The organism is Streptomyces sp. NPDC045021, assembly GCF_056432645.1.
Genome location: NZ_JBWKIQ010000013.1, coordinates 15,937 through 32,431, shown reverse-complemented (window position 1 = coordinate 32,431; position 16,495 = coordinate 15,937). Strand labels below are relative to the sequence as shown.

The following is a 16,495-nucleotide window of genomic DNA, read 5'->3' as shown; positions in this document are numbered from 1 at the left end:
AAGGCGCCCTACCTGGACTGGGCCCAGTGGCCTGCGACAGGCGGCAGGACCGGCACGCCCGGCACGCCGATCTCCAGCGGGATATCCTCCGAACCGAGCGGGTCCGGTTTTGGGCCCGTGACCGTTCTGGAGGAGGTGGTTCCGGTCACCGGCACCGACGACAGCACAGCGGGTGCTGCGGGCACGGCCGGCGAGGAAGCACAGGAGAGCTCCGCGGAGCGCAATGAGCGCTTCGAGCGTGACGCCCTCACCTTCCTCGACCAGATGTACTCGGCCGCGCTGCGGATGACCCGCAACCCGGCGGACGCCGAGGACCTGGTGCAGGAGACGTACGCGAAGGCGTACGCGTCCTTCCACCAGTTCCGTGAGGGAACGAACCTCAAGGCGTGGCTCTACCGCATCCTCACCAACAGCTTCATCAACTCCTACCGCAAGAAGCAGCGCGAGCCGCTTCGCAGCGGTTCGGAGGAGATCGAGGACTGGCAGCTCGCACGCGCCGAGTCGCACATGTCGACCGGCCTGCGTTCGGCCGAGTCCCAGGCACTCGACCACCTGCCCGACTCCGATGTGAAGTCGGCGCTGCAGGCGATCCCCGAGGAATTCCGTATCGCGGTCTATCTCGCGGATGTCGAGGGCTTTGCGTACAAGGAGATCGCCGACATCATGGGGACACCCATCGGCACGGTGATGTCCCGACTGCACCGCGGGCGGCGCCAGCTGCGCTCGATGCTCGAGGACTACGCCCGTGAGCGCGGGCTCGTCCCGGCCGGCGCGGGAGACGAGAAGGGCTCAGGGACATGAGCTGCGGCAACGCACACGAGACGGACTGCTCCGAGGTGCTCGACCACCTCTACGAGTATCTCGACGAAGAGATGTCCGACGACGCCTGCGCCAAGTTCAGGGAGCACTTCGACGAGTGCCACCCCTGCTTGGAGAAGTACGGCCTCGAACAGGCGGTGAAGAAGCTCGTCAAGCGCTGCTGCGGCCATGACGACGTTCCCACCGACCTGCGGTCGAAGGTCATGATGCGGATCGAGCTGATCCGTTCCGGCGAGATCGCGCTGCTGCCCGACCAGGCACCCGAGATCATCGCCGGGAGCGGAGCCGAAGCTCACCCGTAGGGGTGACTGACGCAGGCCCATTCCGCCCAAACCGCATATCGGCCCCCCGCCCGACGGGCGCGGCTCTATCCTCCGAGAACTCAACGGGGGTTGAGCCGCGCCCGTCGCAGGCACTGGGAGGCAAGGTGCTGGATTCGAGAATCCGGGCGGGCGGCCTGCGGTCAAGGGTCGGGGTGAGCCTGCGGACCCTGCCACCGGCGGCCCGCGGTTACATCGCGGTGGTCCTGCTCGCCGCCTGCTTATGTGCGACCCCGGCACTGAACGGCCGGACGCCCTGGGCCACGGTCACGCTTCTCGCCGCGCTCTACGCGGTCTGCGAGCTCAGCTTTCTGCCCGCGGGGCTCGGAACCCTGTCGGCCGTCGGCCGCGATCCCGGCCTGGACCGCGAACGACGTCGCGCCCGAGGGCGTGACCGAGGGCGTGACCGGGGGCGTGACCGGGGCCGCGATTCCGGGCACGAGGAACCCGCCGGGATCGGCTCGTTCTATCCCGTGCTGCTCGCCTCGGCGCTGATGCTGCCGCCGTCCGCCGCCGCCCTCGTCGCCCTGCCCGGATCGCTGGCCGGCCGGGTCGGGCAGAGCCCGCGGTGGCTGCGCCGCTGCTGGCGCGCCGGCCAGCTCGCCGTCGCCACCTTCGCCGCCGGCCACGCGCAGCGGCTGCTGGGCGGCGAACGCGCCCTGGACGACCTCGACTTCCCGTACCTGCTGCTTCCGGCAGCCGCGGCCGCACTCACCTTCTGCCTGGTCGCCACCACCCTCGTCGGCGGAGTGCTCGTCACCGCCGAGCGCTGCCCGCCGCGCGCCGCCTGGGGCACCCCCCTGACAGCCTCGATCGCACCGCACCTGACCTACGGGATGGTCGGCCTGATGATGGCGGCACTGTGGCGCGGCTCGTACGGGGCCTTCGCCGGCGTACTGGTGCTGCTCCCCATGTACATCGCCTGCTGGGTCTTCGCGCAGGTCCACCGCGAACACGCCGCGCACCGGGCGACGGTCCGCGCCCTCGTACAGGCCGTCGAGATCAAGGACCGCTACACGCGCGGCCACAGCGAACGCGTCGGCCGTGCCTCGGTGTTCATCGCCCGCGAGATCGGCATGGCGGAGGACCGGGTCGACGCGCTGCGCTTCGCCGGCATCCTGCACGACATCGGCAAGATCGGCGTCCCCACCCGGCTGCTGCGCAAGGACGGGCCGCTCACCCCCGAGGAGCGCCGGGTGATCGAGCTGCACCCGGAGTACGGCCACGAGGTGGTGCGCGGCATCGCGTTCCTCGGCGAGGCCCGCGCCGCGATCCTGCACCACCACGAACGGATCGACGGCAGCGGCTACCCCTTCGGGCTCACCGGCGACCAGATCCCCGAATTCGCCCGCGTCGTCGCCGTCGCCGACGCCTTCGACGCCATGACCTCCACCCGCAGCTACCGCCGGGCCAGGGGCGTCGACGAGGCCCTGGCCGAACTCCGCCGCTGCGCCGGGACCCAGTTCGACCCCGCCATGGTCACCGGCCTCATCGGCGCCCTCGGCCGGCACGGCTGGACCCCCACCGCGACCGCCGACGTGCCCGACATGCCCGCACCGGGCGCCCCGGAGCCCGCGCTGCCGCTGCCGCGCCCCGCCGACCGCACCGCCACGGCCGCCGCGCCGGACCACCGGCCATGACCACCCACCGTGACGACCCGGCGGCCCGGCCACCCCGATGGCCCCCCGGCCGTCGGCCGCGGCACGGACGGCACGGCCGGGGCCCGTCCCGCACCGGAGCCGGCCCGCGCGCCCTGATCGTCGTGGGGGCGGCGTACGCGGCCACCGCGCTGCTCACCGTCGTGGCGATCGGCTGGACGGCATGGACCGGCGTCGCCGAGCCCGCGACGGCCACCGCCTTCGGGGCGCTGATCGCGGTCGGGGAGGCAGCCCGGATCCCGCTGCCGGGGGACCGCGAGCCCGCGCCGCTGGCCACCGCCGGGGCGCTGGCGTACGCGCTGCTGGGCGAGGCGGGCGGCGGCCGGACCTCGCACGGCGTGCTGCAGGTCGTCGCGGTCGTCGTGGTGGCCGGCGCGCTCGGCCGGCTGGCCAACGCGCTGCCCGGCACCTGGACGCCGACTCCCGGCACTCACCGCACGCCCCGCCCCCGCACCCCGCGGATCCACGGCATCCCCGACACCGCCGACTCCCGGTCCCTCGACAACGCCGCCCGCCGCGTCCTCGCCGTGGCCTTCGCCGCCACCTGCTTCCAGCCGCTCTACAACTCCGGCCTGCTGCTGCGCTTCTTCGACCCCGGCCCGCTCTACGCGCTCTTCCTGTTCGCGCTGCTCGCCCTCACCGCGCTGTGCGACGCCGTTCTGGCCGCCGCCCTCGCCGCCGCCAGGACCGGCCACCCCTTCCAACCCGTACTCCGCGACGAGCTGCGGGCCCTGCCCACCATCGGCTCCGCCGTCTGCGCCGGCGGTGTCGTGATGGCCCTGGCGGTCGGCGTGGCCGGGCTCTGGGCGCTGCCCGCCTTCAGCCTTCCGCTGCTGCTCACCCAGGTCTCGTTCCGCCGCCACGCCGCGATCCGCGCCACCTACCGGCAGACCATCGCCTCCCTCGCCCGCGCCACCGAGGTGGCCGGCTACACCCCCACGGGCCACGCGCGCCGGGTCACCGCCCTGAGCCGGGAGGTCGGCCGGGAACTGGGGATGGCACAGCGCGAGCTGCTCCTCCTGGAGTACGCCGCCCTCATGCACGACATCGGCCAGCTCTCCCTCGTCGACCCCGTCCCCGGTGGGGCCACCGAGCCGCTCGAACCCGAGGAGCGGCGCCGTATCGCGCTGCTGGGCGGAGTCGTGGTCCGCCAGACCGGCGTCCCCGCCGAGGTCGCCGTGATCGTGGAGCGCCAGGCCGACCCGTACCGCGAACAGCCTCTCGCCGGCCGGATCGTCCGGGCCGTCAACGCGTACGAGGACCTGACCGGCGGAACAGCGGCCCTGGACCGCCGTCTGGCGGCCGTGGAGCGGCTTCGGCTCTCCACGGCCCGGGAGTACGATCCGGGCGTCGTGGACGCGCTGACCCGGGTTCTCGCCCGTGGCGGAGCGGTCCGGGCGGCCGGCGGGGAACCGGACGGTAATGAGCGGCGCTCCCGACCGGCATGGTTGGATGCGGCTGGGGATGGCAAGGAGGAGTGGTGAGGACCAGAATCCGGGCTGATACCAGAGCCGAAATGTGGAAGGTTGTCAGTGAGCGGGGGGACAACCTGCGGGGGGACGGGAGCGTCGTCATGCTGGAGACCGTGGAGCAGGAAACCCCGGTACCCACCGAGATGCCGGGAATCGTCACCGGGCTGAAGGTGTCCGAGGGGGACGTGGTGCGGAAAGGCGACGTCCCGGCCGTGATCGGCTGAGCAGGCAGGCGGGAATCGTGAGGATCTTCGGCAGAGTGCGGCACCGGCCCTCCCCTACGTGGCGGCAGGCCACCGATCGCGCCTTCACGCTCATCGGCGACGGGCGCTACGAGGACGCGGGGGCGCTGCTCACCCGCGCCGCCGACATGGAACCGTGGCTCTCCGAGTCCTGGTACAACCTCGCCCTGCTGCACAAGTTCCGCCACGACTGGGAGCAGGCCCGCACGGCCGGGCTGCGCGCGGTGGCCCTGTTGGACCGCGACTCCGGCGCCCCGGACTGGTGGAACCTCGGCATCGCCGCCACCGCCCTGCAGGACTGGCCGCTGGCCCGCCGCTCCTGGCAGGCGTACGGGCTGCGGCTGCCGTCCGGCTCCGCCGAGAGCGCGTCCGAGGAGGCGGTCCGTCTGGCGCTGGGCAGCGCCGCCGTGCGGCTGTCGCCCGAGGGCGAGGCGGAGGTCGTCTGGGGCCGCCGGCTGGATCCGGCCAGGATCGAGGTCCTGAGCATCCCGCTGCCGTCCTCCGGCCGCCGCTGGGGCGAGGTCGTCCTGCACGACGGCGTCCCGCACGGCGAGCGCGCCACCGCGGAGGGGTCCGCGAAGTCCGTGTACCCGGTGTTCGACGAGATCGAGCTGTGGGCGCCCTCGCCGGTTCCCACCTGGCTGGTCCTGCTGGAGGCCGCCAGTGCGGCCGACCGCGACGCCCTGGAGCGGCTCGCCGCCGACGCCGGCTTCGCCGCCGAGGACTGGTCGTCCTCCGTCCGGCTGCTCTGCCGCACCTGCTCGGAGAGCCGGATGCCCACCGACGACGGCTCCGCGACCTCCCGCGACCCCCACGACCACGGCGAACCCGGCCACCCCGGCCACCTCAGCCACCACAGCGCGGGCTCCCTGTGGGTCCCCGAACGTGAGTGCGGCATAGCGGCACCCGCCGCCCTCGTACGAGGCCTTCTCGACAGTTGGATCGCCGACAGCCCCGACACCCGGGACTGGCGTGATCTGGAAGAGGTCTGCTGACCTTGCGCGGCCCCGTACGCTTGACGGGTCTATGACGGTATTGGGAAGGCGTACGGCGGAACATGTCGCAGCAGGAAACCGAGAAGCAGCAGGACCGGCACGCGCACGAGCACGATGAAGCGTCGGAGTTCTTCGACGACATCACGGACGCCGAGGCGCGCGAGCTGGCGTACCGCGAGCGCGGGACGGCCCGCCCGATCACCGTCGTGGGCAATCCGGTGCTCCACAAGGAGTGCCGCGACGTCACGGAGTTCGACGACGCGCTCGCCGCTCTCGTGGACGACATGTTCGCGAGCCAGAAGGCCGCCGAGGGTGTCGGCCTCGCCGCCAACCAGATCGGCGTCGACCTCAAGGTCTTCGTCTACGACTGCCCGGACGACGACGGCCGCCGCCACACCGGCGCCATCTGCAACCCCGTCCTTGACGAGATCCCCGCCGACCGGCGCGTGCTCGACGACTCCAACGAGGGCTGCCTCTCGGTGCCCGGCGCCTACATGGAACTGGCCCGTCCGGACTACGCGATCGTCCGCGGCCAGGACCTGAAGGGCAACCCCATCGCCCTGGAGGGCACCGGCTACTTCGCCCGCTGCCTCCAGCACGAGACGGACCACCTGTACGGCCGGCTCTACATCGACCGCCTCTCCAAGCGCGACCGCAAGGACGTCCTGCGGCAGATGGAAGAAGCCACCCCCAAGTTCGAAACGGTCCCCAACCTCTGACCGTCGCGGACGGGACAACGCGTAAGGGCCACGCTCATGGAGCGTGGCCCTTACGCGTTGACGGCTGTGCCGCCTAGAAGTCGTCGTCGAAGCCGACCGTGCCCTCGACCGCCACCTGGTAGGCGGAGGGGCGGCGTTCGAAGAAGTTGGTCAGTTCCTGGACGCCCTGGAGCTCCATGAAGGAGAAGGGGTTCTCCGAGCCGTAGCGGACCGGCAGGCCCAGGCGGGCGAGGCGCTGGTCGGCGACGCACTGGAGGTACTCGCGCATCGACTCGGTGTTCATGCCGGGAAGGCCTTCGCCGCACAGGTCGTGGGCGAACTGCAGCTCGGCCTCGACGGCCTCCTCCAGCATCGCCGTGACCTCCTTGCCCATCTGCTCGTCGAACAGATCGGGCTCCTCGGCGCGGACGGTGTCCACGACGGAGAACGCGAAGTCCATGTGCATGGATTCGTCACGGAAAACCCAGTTGGTGCCCGTCGCCAGGCCGTGCAGCAGGCCTCGTGAGCGGAACCAGTAGACGTACGCGAAGGCGCCGTAGAAGAAGAGGCCCTCGATGCAGGCCGCGAAGCAGATGAGGTTGAGCAGGAAGCGGCGGCGGTCGGAGCGGGACTCCAGGCGGTCGATCTTCTCGACGGAGTCCATCCACTTGAAGCAGAACTGCGCCTTCTCGCGGATCGACGGGATGCTCTCGACGGCGTCGAACGCGGCGGCCCGGTCGTCCGGGTCGGGGAGGTAGGTGTCGAGCAGCGTCAGGTAGAACTGGACGTGCACGGCCTCCTCGAAGAGCTGGCGGGACAGGTAGAGCCTGGCCTCGGGCGAGTTGATGTGCTTGTAGAGCGTCAGCACGAGGTTGTTGGAGACGATCGAGTCGCCGGTCGCGAAGAACGCGACGAGGCGGCCGATCATGTGCTGCTCGCCGGGGGAGAGCTTGGCGAGGTCGGCGACGTCGGAGTGCAGGTCGACCTCCTCGACGGACCAGGTGTTCTTGATCGCGTTGTGGTAGCGCTCGTAGAACTCCGGGTAGCGCATCGGACGCAGGGTCAGCTCGAAGCCCGGGTCGAGGAGGTGCTTCTCTTGGGTCGTGGTGGGAGACGAGGTGCCGGCGCGCAGCGCCGTCGGTGAGGGGTGGAGGTCGGGCGACGGGTGGGACATTACTGGCAGGCCTCGCAGGACTCGGGGTTTTCCAGGGAGCAGGCGACGGCGTCGTCGTCGGTCGTCTGCTGGACGGGGATGGGTGCGGGTACGGCGGCCGACGGCGCTGCCGCGGCGGCGCGGGCGATCCGGGTGGCCGGCCGGGAGCGCAGGTAGTACGTGGTCTTCAGGCCCTGCTTCCAGGCGTACGCGTACATCGAGCTGAGCTTGCCGATGGTGGGCGAGGCCATGAAGAGGTTCAGCGACTGGCTCTGGTCCAGGTACGGGGTGCGCGCCGCGGCCATGTCGATCAGGGCACGCTGCGGCAGCTCCCAGGCGGTGCGGTACAGGGCGCGTACCTCGGCCGGGATCCAGGTGAAGCCCTCGACGGAGCCGTTCGACTCGCGCAGCGCCTCGCGGGACTGGGCGTCCCAGACGCCGAGCTCCTTGAGCTCGTTCACCAGGTAGGAGTTGACCTGGAGGAACTCGCCCGACAGCGTCTCGCGCTTGAAGAGGTTGGAGACCTGCGGCTCGATGCACTCGTAGACACCGGCGATCGAGGCGATCGTCGCGGTCGGCGCGATGGCCAGCAGCAGGGAGTTGCGCATGCCGGTCTTGGCGATCCGGGCGCGCAGCGCGGTCCAGCGCTCGGGCCAGAGCGAGTCGGCGGTGTCGTAGTGGTCGGGGTGCAGGACGCCCTGGGCGGTGCGGGTCTGCTCCCAGGCGGGGTGCGGGCCGTGCCGCTCGGCGAGCGTGGCGGACGATTCGTACGCGGCGAGCATGATCCGCTCGGAGATGCGGGTGGAGAGCGTCCGCGCCTCGGGGGAGTCGAAGGGCAGCCGCAGTTTGAAGAAGACGTCCTGCAGGCCCATCAGGCCCAGGCCCACCGGCCGCCAGCGGGAGTTCGACGCGCCGGCCTGGTCGGTCGGGTAGAAGTTGATGTCCACCACGCGGTCGAGGAAGGTGACGGCGGTGCGGACCGTGGCGTCGAGCTTCTCCCAGTCCATATCGCCGTCGGTGCCCAGGTGCGCGGAGAGGTTGACGGAGCCGAGGTTGCAGACGGCGGTCTCGCCGTCGTCGGAGACCTCCAGGATCTCGGTGCACAGGTTCGAGGAGTGGACGACGTTGCCGGGCAGCGCCGTCTGGTTGGCGGTCCGGTTGGCGGAGTCCTTGAAGTTCAGCCAGCCGTTGCCGGTCTGCGCGAGGGTGCGCATCATCCGGGCGTAGAGCTGGCGGGCCGGGATGGTCTTGATGGCCAGACCGGCGGACTCGGCCTTGCGGTAGGCGGCGTCGAAGTCGCCGCCCCACAGGTCGACGAGCTCGGGTACGTCTGAGGGGGAGAACAGCGACCAGTCGGTGTCGGCGTCGACGCGGCGCATGAACTCGTCGGGGATCCAGTGCGCGAGGTTGAGGTTGTGGGTGCGCCTGGCCTCCTCGCCGGTGTTGTCGCGCAGTTCGAGGAACTCCTCGATGTCGGCGTGCCACGTCTCCAGGTAGACGGCGGCGGCGCCCTTGCGCCGGCCGCCCTGGTTGACGGCGGCGACGGAGGCGTCGAGGGTGCGCAGGAACGGGACGATGCCGTTGGAGTGCCCGTTGGTGCCGCGGATCAGCGAACCGCGTGAGCGGATCCGGCTGAACGGGATGCCGATGCCGCCGGCGTGCTTCGACAGGCGGGCGACCTGGTGGTAGCGGTCGTAGATGGAGTCCAGCTCGTCGAGCGGCGAGTCCAGCAGGTAGCACGACGACATCTGCGGGTGCCGGGTACCGGAGTTGAAGAGCGTGGGGGAGCTGGGGAGGTAGGAGAGCGTGCTGGTCAGGGCGTAGAGCTCACCGACCTCGACGAGGGCGCGCACCGAGTGGTCCTCGGCCAGCCCGCAGGCGACGCGCAGCATGAAGTGCTGCGGGGTCTCGATGACCTGGCGGGTGATCGGGTGCCGGAGCAGGTAGCGGCTGTGGAGCGTGCGCAGGCCGAAGTACTCGAGGCGGTCGTCGGCGGTGTCGTCGATCATCGCGTCGAGGCGAGCGGCGTGCAGCAGGACGAACTCGGCCGTGGCGTCGGCGATCAGGCCTTCGCGGTGCCCGACGGCGATCGAGGCGGAGAAGGAGACGGCGCCCTGTCCCGCCGCTTCGTCGGCGACCGCGCGGGCCAGCAGCCGGGCCGCGAGCCGGCTGTACTGGGGGTCCTCGGAGATCAGCCCGGCGGCGGCCTCGGTGGCCAGCGCCCGCAGTTCGGCCTCGTCCGATCCGGCGTTGCGGCCGCGGAGCGCGGCAGCGGCGACACGGCCGGGGTCGGTGTCGGGGAGGTCGACGGTGAGTTCCGTCAGGGTGTGCAGCAGGATGGTTCCTGCTGATGCGGGGGCTGCGGGCGCGATGGTCACGTTGGTGCTCTCTCCCTCGAACGCGGCGACGGCGTCGCGAGGGGAGGAGCAGGCGCGTTCGGGCACACCGCATCAGGGCAGGGGTGTGCCGATTCGCGTCCGCCGACCCAACCCGCGAGGCCCGGACAACACTGCACCCGGAAGGCAGGACCGGGTGCGCTGTCGGCAGGTGGCCGGACTGTGCGGGCGTGCGCAGGCACGACCGCTCACCGTTGCGGGGCAGTGCCGGATTCTCACCGGCTTCCCCTGCGTGGACAGCGGTCCTGAGCATACATCTAGTGGCGCCTCGCAGCGGTAACCCCAGATGTTGTGTCTGGTGTGTTGCGCGGTGGACGGTATGCGTTACAACGGGAGGGCGTACGTGAAGAGATGGACGTCCGGGATCGGGGACCAGTCGCGCTCCGGGGTGCGCCGGAAACCGAGCCGTTCGTAGATCCGATGGGCGCCTGTCATCGACTGCTGCGTGGACATCACCAGTTGCCGGACGCCCAGGGCGCGGGCCCGTTCCACGCACGCCAGGACGAGTGCCTCGCCGGTGCCGCGGCCGCGTGCGGCGGGGTCGACGGCGAGCATCCGGAACTCCGCCTCACCATCCCGGGCGATGTCGCCCCAGGGGCTGCCGGGAGGCGCGAACGTCACGCAGCCGAGCAGCGTGTCGTCCGCCGTGTCGACCGCGACGAGCACCTCCGCGGCCACGGAGCGGGCGCGGGCGTCCCGCAGCTTCGGGGCGTAGGTGCCGTCCGGCGCGGTGTGGCCGTCGGCTATGAAGGCGTCGGCGGTGATGCGGCCTGCCTCATCGAGCTCGTCGGCTCGCGCGGGGCGGATGGTGATGTCCATCCTCGCAGTCTGCCGCATGACTGCCGCGGGCCCGCGGGGGAGTGCGGCGGGTGCGTTCAGACGACCGGGCTGAAGGCGCTGCGGGTGGCCTCTGTCGACGGGCGGGCCGGCGCGGACTGCTCCTCGCGACGCCGCTCCGCAGCCCGCGCGGCGCGGATCTGCCGGGAGATGCGCAGCTCGATGCGGAAGCCGATCAGGGCCGGCAGGGCGACGAGGACGATCAGGGCGGTGGCGGCCAGGAGGCCGAGGAATGTGTTCATGCATCTATTTTCGCGAGGGCCGCCCCGCCCCGGGAGTGGCAGGACTGACTCACTACCGCAAATTACTGCCAAGTGAGATGCTGGGGTCATGCTGGAAAACGTGGCAGTGGTTCTGATGGACGGCGGACACGCCTTCGAACTGGGCGTTGTCTGCGAAGTCTTCGGCATCGACCGCAGCGATCAGGGACTGCCCGTCTACGACTTCGCCGTCGTCGGGGTCGGTGCGTCCCCCATCCATATGCACAACGGCATGGACGTCTCGACGCCGTACGGCGTCGACCGGCTGGAGGAGGCGGACCTCATCGCCGTTCCGGCCGGGTGCGACTATCCCGAGCGGGCGGATTACCCGCCGGAGCTGCTGCGCGCGCTGCGTGCCGCCGTGGAGCGGGGCGGCCGGGTGCTCAGCGTCTGCTCGGGAGCGTTCGTGCTGGGCGCGGCCGGGCTGCTGGACGGCCGGAGCTGCACCACGCACTGGCGGCACACGGAATCGCTCGCGCGCCGCTTCCCGCTCGCGCGGATCGAGGCGGACGTGCTGTACGTGGACGCCGACCCGGTGATCACGTCGGCGGGTACGGCAGCGGGTATCGACGCCTGTCTGCACCTGGTCCGCAAGGAGCAGGGCAGCGCGGTGGCCACCGGTATCGCGCGGCGCATGGTGGTGCCGCCGCACCGCGAGGGCGGGCAGGCGCAGTACGTGGACCGGCCGCTGCCGCGCGGCCAGTGCGACACGGTGGGCGCGGTGCTCAGCTGGATGGAGCGCCATCTGGACCGCGAGGTGACCGTCGAGGAACTGGCCGCCCGCGCCCATATGTCGCCGCGCACCTTCGCGCGCCGCTTCCAGCAGGAGACCGGCACCACGCCGTACCGCTGGCTGCTGGGCCAGCGGGTGCTGCTGGCGCGCGAGTTGCTGGAGGGTACGGACGAGACGATGGACGCGATCGCCAGCCGCGCGGGGTTCGGCAGCGCGGCGACCCTGCGCCACCACTTCGCCCAGTGGGTGGGCACCACTCCGCAGTCCTACCGCCGGACGTTCAGGGACCCGGTGCCCGCGCGGAGCGCGTGACACCGGGTCCAGGTGAACCGGAAGGAAACCTCGAACCGTAGGAACCGACGGCTCAGGAGACCGCCAGCGGCAGGTCCTCCTTGACGCCGGGCTCACCGGAGTCGGCCGTGTAGTCGGCGGGCGAGGTCTCGTCGATGCCCTCGGGCGCCTTGACCGCCTTCAGGACGAAGGTCAGGACGACCGCCACCACTATGTTGATCACGAAGGCGGTGAGGCCGATGTACCCCTTCTCACCGATGTACGGGATCAGGTCCGCGTTCCCGGCGAAGTGCGACTGCGTCGGCGTGTGCTGCACATACGCCTTCCAGGTCCCGTAGACCATGCCCGCGGCCCAGCCCGCCAGCAGCGCCCAGCGGTGGAACCACCGGGTGAACAGGCCGCCGACGATCGCCGGGACCGTCTGCAGGATCCAGATGCCGCCCAGCAGCTGGAAGTTGATGGCCACCGTCTTGTCCATGGTGAGGACGAAGATCAGCGCACCCACCTTCACCAGCAGCGACACCAGCTTGGAGACCTTCGTCTCCTGCTCGGGGGTCGCGTCGGGCTTGATGAAGTCCTTGTAGATGTTGCGGGTGAACAGGTTCGCCGCGGCGATCGACATGATGGCCGCGGGCACCAGCGCGCCGATACCGATCGCGGCGAACGCCACCCCCGCGAACCAGTCGGGGAAGATGTTCTCGAAGAGCTGCGGGATCGCCGTCTGCGGGTTGAAGCCCTTCACCCCGACACCGACGCCGGCCGCCAGCGCCATGAAGCCGAGCATGGCCAGCAGGCCCAGCATCAGCGAGTACAGCGGCAGGATGGTGGTGTTGCGGCGGATGACGTTGCGGCTCTTGCCGGACAGCACCGCGGTCACCGAGTGCGGGTACAGGAACAGCGCCATGGCCGAGCCGAGCGCCAGGGTCGCGTACGCCCACTGCGCCTGGGGCCCGGAGATCAGCGAGCCCTTGGGCTTCCCGGTCGCCGGGTTGATGGTGGAGTACGCCTTGCCCGCCTTGTCGAAGATGTCGTCGAAGCCGCCCAGTTTGTACGGGATGTAGATGATCGCCACCACGATGACGATGTAGATCAGGGCGTCCTTGACGAAGGCGATCATCGCGGGCGCGCGCAGCCCGGAGGAGTAGGTGTACGCCGCGAGCACCCCGAAGGCGATCAGCAGCGGCAGGTCCTTCATGAACCAGCTGGCGTTCTCGCCGCCGCCCACGCCCATCACGTCCAGGACCGCCTGGATCCCGACGAGTTGCAGCGCGATGTACGGCATGGTGGCGAGGATGCCGGTGACGGCCATCGCCAGCGACAGGCCCTTGGAGCCGAAGCGGCCGCGGATGAAGTCCGAGGACGTGACGTAGCCGTGCTTGTGCGAGATCGACCAGAGCCGCGGCAGGAAGAGGAAGACCAGCGGGTACGTGATGATCGTGTACGGCACCGCGAAGAAGCCGGCCGCGCCCGCCGCGTAGATCGCCGCCGGGACGGCGACGAAGGTGTACGCGGTGTAGAGGTCGCCGCCGAGCAGGAACCAGGTGATCCAGGTGCCGAAGCTCCGGCCGCCCAGGCCCCATTCGTCGAGGCTCAGCGCGTTGTCGGCGCGCCGCCAGCGAGCCGCCAGGAAGCCCAGGACGGTGACCGCCACGAAGAAGAAGATGAAGACGCCGAGCGCCACACCGTTGACACCACCGGTCATGACGCGGCCCCCTTGCGTACGCGCTCCTCACGACGGACCAGGAGGTAGGCGATCGTGGTCAGTCCGGCCGAGATGAAGACCCAGGCCATCTGGTACCAGTAGAAGAACGGGATGCCGATGAACTCCGGCGTCAGACGCGAGTAGGAGCTGACCCACAGCATCGCGACCAGTGGGATGGCGAGGCAGACACCGGCCACCACACGCGAAGGTGTGACGACCGGTGCACGGCTGGGCGAACTGGGTGTTTCGGGTGGTGCTGACATCGTCTCGGCTCCGTCCCCTAGAGCGAATCTCCTGCGTAATGCGCAGGAAATCTAGGGCAGCACTCCGCCACACGTCACTAGCAGTCCGTATATCGGTACGGACTCGATCCCGGACGAGCACAGGATCGGGTGGATCAGGGCGGGTTCGGGCCGGAATCGGCCGGCGGTCAGTCGGTGGGGCGGCTCAGCCGGGCGACGAACTTGTACCGGTCGCCGCGGTATACCGAACGTACCCATTCGACCGGTTCGCCCGTGGTGTCGATGGAGTGCCGGGAGAGCATCAGCATCGGCAGGCCGACGTCCGTGCCGAGCAGGCCCGCTTCGCGGGGAGTTGCCAGCGAGGTCTCGATGGTCTCCTCGGCCTCGGCCAGCCGTACGTCGTAGACCTCCGCCAGCGCCGTGTACAGCGAGGTGTACTTGGCGAGGCTGCGGCGCAGCGCGGGGAAGCGCTTCGCGGACAGATGGGTGATCTCGATCGCCATCGGCTCGCTGTTGGCCAGTCGCAGCCGCTCGATGCGCAGGACCCGGCCGCCGGTCTTCATGTCGAGGAGCCCGGCGAGCCGGTCGTCCGCGGTGATGTAGCCGATGTCCAGGAGCTGCGACGTGGGCTCCAGGCCCTGGGCGCGCATGTCCTCCGTGTACGAGGTGAGTTGCAGTGCCTGGGAGACCTTCGGCTTGGCGACGAAGGTGCCCTTGCCCTGGATGCGTTCGAGGCGCCCCTCGACGACCAGTTCCTGCAGGGCCTGCCGCACGGTGGTGCGGGAGGTGTCGAATTCCGCCGCGAGCGTGCGCTCGGGCGGGACCGGTGTGCCGGGCGGCATCGTCTGCGTGATGTCCAGCAGATGTCGCTTGAGGCGGTAGTACTTGGGCACACGTGCGGTGCGCCCGGCGGCGCCCGCCGTCTCCGGCACGTCCGATGCCGGCGTGCCGCCGCCCCCGTCGCTGTCCATGACGTCTACTCCCGACTGCTGTCGTGCTGCCGTCACCGGCTCCTCCGTCTATCGCGGCTCACATGGTGGCACGGGCTGCTGTGGTCCAGGGAGGCGATGGCAGGTGACGTCCCCCTCAGGTGTCGGTCCGATAACAGACCTAACAGCGCTTCTTATACACCCTTGACACCCCTAAAGGTCTAGGCCAAGCTGCGCTCACTGGTCTAAACCATTAAAGACCAATCCCAGACCCACAAGCAGGACGCGGCATTTGCCGTGTCTCGCGGCAGCCGACTTTTCGGGCGGTGGGGGGTGGTTTCGGGCATCCTGAGGAGGGTGGCATGAAGCGCAAGCTCATCGCGGCAATCGGTGTCGCGACCATGATCGCGGGCGTCGCAGCGTGTGGCGGCGACAAGAAGGACGACGCGGCCGCGAAGCCGGCGGACCGCAAGGACACCGTGACCGTCTGGCTCATGAGTGACGCACAGAGCACCTGGCCGGAGCTGGTCAAGAGCGTCAATGACCAGTTCAAGGCGAAGTACCCGAACGTCACCGTGAAGGTGCAGTACCAGCAGTGGAGCGACAAGGTCCAGAAGCTGGACGCCGCGCTCTCCGGCTCCAGCGCTCCGGATGTCGTCGAGCTCGGCAACACCGAGACCCAGACCTACATCCTCAACGGTGCCCTCGCCGAGGTCGACAAGACCAAGTTCGAGAATTCGGCCACCTGGATCAAGGGCCTCGAGGACACCTGCTCGTACCAGGGCAAGCTCTACTGCGTGCCGTACTACGCCGGTGCCCGCGTGGCGATCTACAACGCCGATGTCTTCAAGGCCGCCACCGGCTCCGCCGACATGCCGAAGACCGAGGCCGACCTGACGGCCGCTCTGGACAAGATCCAGGCCGCCAAGGGCGGCGACAAGGCGTACTCGCCGCTCTACCTGCCGGGCGAGTACTGGTACGCGGCCATGTCCTACGTCAAGGCGTACGGCGGCCAGATCGCCAAGTACGACGGCGGCAAGTGGACCGGCACCCTGGAGTCCCCCGAGGCCCAGGAAGGTCTCAAGCACTTCATCGAGCTGGTCAACAAGTACAACCACGGTGACAAGACCAAGGACGAGGCGGACCACGCCGCGGTCATGGCCCAGGAGAAGACCGCGCTGATCTACGGCAACGGCTGGGAGTCCGGCAGCGTCGTCGACACCAAGGCGCCCGGCAACCCGAAGCTGAAGGACGCCATCAAGACGGCCGGTATGCCCGGCCCGAACGGCAAGGCGCTGCCGTCCTTCATCGGTGGCTCGGACCTCGCCGTCGTCGGCAAGTCCAAGGTCCAGGACCTCGCCAAGGAGTGGATCGCCAGCTTCACGAGCGAGAAGTCCGAGGCCGTGCTGGCGGGCAAGAAGATCCTGCCGAACAACACCAAGCAGCTCGAGCCGCTGAAGACGGACCCCGCCACCGCGCCGATCGCCAACGCGGTGCCGGACGCCTGGTTCACCCCGATCGCTCCGGGCTGGGCCACGATCGAGAAGCAGAACGTCCTCAAGAACATGCTGCTCGACATCATCAAGGGCAAGTCCATCGCGGACGCCACCAAGGCGGCCGACGACAAGATCAACTCGCTGATCAACAACGCCTCCTGATCCCAGGTCCCGCCCGTGGGGGGTGGGGAAACAGGCGCCGAAGGGGCGGACGGTCCACAGTCGTGGGCCGTCCGCACCCGCACCCGGCAT

General features: G+C 70.1%; 16 protein-coding genes and 1 riboswitch. Of the genes, 9 read left to right on the top strand and 7 right to left on the bottom strand.

Features of this window, described 5'->3' with window-relative positions; all coding sequences use genetic code 11:
• The first annotated feature begins 135 nt into the window (after positions 1-135).
• From AC07DC_RS32230 to def, 7 genes are all read left to right on the top strand, one after another.
• Positions 136-801, top strand: a complete 666-nt coding sequence (locus AC07DC_RS32230; protein WP_374117423.1) for a sigma-70 family RNA polymerase sigma factor — start codon at positions 136-138, stop codon at positions 799-801.
• Complete coding sequence (gene rsrA / locus AC07DC_RS32225; protein WP_478918027.1) at positions 798-1,121, top strand: mycothiol system anti-sigma-R factor; 324 nt, start codon at positions 798-800, stop codon at positions 1,119-1,121. The genes AC07DC_RS32230 and rsrA overlap by 4 nt, the downstream gene beginning before the upstream one ends.
• A gap of 179 nt (positions 1,122-1,300) precedes the next feature.
• Complete coding sequence (locus AC07DC_RS32220; protein WP_478918197.1) at positions 1,301-2,779, top strand: HD-GYP domain-containing protein; 1,479 nt, start codon at positions 1,301-1,303, stop codon at positions 2,777-2,779.
• Positions 2,776-4,281, top strand: a complete 1,506-nt coding sequence (locus AC07DC_RS32215) for an HD-GYP domain-containing protein (RefSeq protein ID WP_478918026.1) — start codon at positions 2,776-2,778, stop codon at positions 4,279-4,281. The genes AC07DC_RS32220 and AC07DC_RS32215 overlap by 4 nt, the downstream gene beginning before the upstream one ends.
• Positions 4,242-4,493 (top strand): biotin/lipoyl-containing protein, encoded by a 252-nt coding sequence (locus AC07DC_RS32210; protein WP_478918025.1) that lies wholly within the window; start codon positions 4,242-4,244, stop codon positions 4,491-4,493. The genes AC07DC_RS32215 and AC07DC_RS32210 overlap by 40 nt, the downstream gene beginning before the upstream one ends.
• Positions 4,494-4,510: 17 nt before the next feature.
• Positions 4,511-5,506 (top strand): tetratricopeptide repeat protein, encoded by a 996-nt coding sequence (locus tag AC07DC_RS32205; RefSeq protein ID WP_478918024.1) that lies wholly within the window; start codon positions 4,511-4,513, stop codon positions 5,504-5,506.
• A gap of 62 nt (positions 5,507-5,568) precedes the next feature.
• Positions 5,569-6,225, top strand: coding sequence for a peptide deformylase (def, locus tag AC07DC_RS32200; RefSeq protein ID WP_478918023.1), 657 nt, complete (start codon positions 5,569-5,571; stop codon positions 6,223-6,225).
• A 73-nt stretch (positions 6,226-6,298) separates the two neighbouring features.
• Here the strand turns inward: def and AC07DC_RS32195 are convergent, their stop codons facing one another.
• The 4 genes from AC07DC_RS32195 to AC07DC_RS32180 all read right to left on the bottom strand — a co-directional run bounded on the left by AC07DC_RS32195 (position 6,299) and on the right by AC07DC_RS32180 (position 10,832).
• A complete protein-coding gene (locus AC07DC_RS32195) occupies positions 6,299-7,255 on the bottom strand; it encodes a ribonucleotide-diphosphate reductase subunit beta (protein WP_478918196.1) in 957 nt (318 codons plus the stop codon).
• Positions 7,256-7,377: 122 nt separating this feature from the next.
• Positions 7,378-9,735, bottom strand: a complete 2,358-nt coding sequence (locus AC07DC_RS32190; protein ID WP_478918195.1) for a ribonucleoside-diphosphate reductase subunit alpha — start codon at positions 9,733-9,735, stop codon at positions 7,378-7,380.
• A 168-nt stretch (positions 9,736-9,903) separates the two neighbouring features.
• A riboswitch (cobalamin riboswitch) is annotated at positions 9,904-9,981 on the bottom strand.
• 96 nt (positions 9,982-10,077) lie between these two features.
• On the bottom strand, positions 10,078-10,572 hold the full coding sequence (locus AC07DC_RS32185; protein ID WP_478918022.1) for a GNAT family N-acetyltransferase: 495 nt from the start codon (positions 10,570-10,572) through the stop codon (positions 10,078-10,080).
• Positions 10,573-10,628: 56 nt separating this feature from the next.
• Positions 10,629-10,832, bottom strand: a complete 204-nt coding sequence (locus tag AC07DC_RS32180; protein WP_478918021.1) for a hypothetical protein — start codon at positions 10,830-10,832, stop codon at positions 10,629-10,631.
• Positions 10,833-10,920: 88 nt separating this feature from the next.
• Here AC07DC_RS32180 and AC07DC_RS32175 point away from each other — a divergent pair, with 88 nt between their 5' ends.
• Positions 10,921-11,895 (top strand): helix-turn-helix domain-containing protein, encoded by a 975-nt coding sequence (locus AC07DC_RS32175; protein ID WP_478918020.1) that lies wholly within the window; start codon positions 10,921-10,923, stop codon positions 11,893-11,895.
• 52 nt (positions 11,896-11,947) lie between these two features.
• On the opposite strand, the gene mctP is transcribed toward AC07DC_RS32175, so the two are convergent.
• From mctP to AC07DC_RS32160, 3 genes are all read right to left on the bottom strand, one after another.
• The gene (gene mctP, locus AC07DC_RS32170) at positions 11,948-13,576 is read right to left on the bottom strand and encodes a monocarboxylate uptake permease MctP (protein ID WP_478918019.1); all 1,629 of its coding nucleotides are present in this window, start codon (positions 13,574-13,576) and stop codon (positions 11,948-11,950) included.
• The gene (locus tag AC07DC_RS32165; protein WP_478918018.1) at positions 13,573-13,839 is read right to left on the bottom strand and encodes a DUF3311 domain-containing protein; all 267 of its coding nucleotides are present in this window, start codon (positions 13,837-13,839) and stop codon (positions 13,573-13,575) included. Before AC07DC_RS32165 ends, mctP begins: the two co-directional genes overlap by 4 nt.
• A 167-nt stretch (positions 13,840-14,006) precedes the next feature.
• Positions 14,007-14,789: a GntR family transcriptional regulator gene (locus tag AC07DC_RS32160; RefSeq protein WP_138351076.1), complete on the bottom strand. Its 783-nt coding sequence runs from the start codon at positions 14,787-14,789 to the stop codon at positions 14,007-14,009.
• A 320-nt stretch (positions 14,790-15,109) separates the two neighbouring features.
• Between AC07DC_RS32160 and AC07DC_RS32155 the strand changes: the two genes are divergently transcribed.
• Positions 15,110-16,405 carry an extracellular solute-binding protein gene (locus tag AC07DC_RS32155; protein ID WP_478918017.1) on the top strand — a complete coding sequence of 432 codons (1,296 nt, stop codon included), beginning with the start codon at positions 15,110-15,112 and terminating at the stop codon, positions 16,403-16,405.
• Positions 16,406-16,495: the final 90 nt, after the last annotated feature.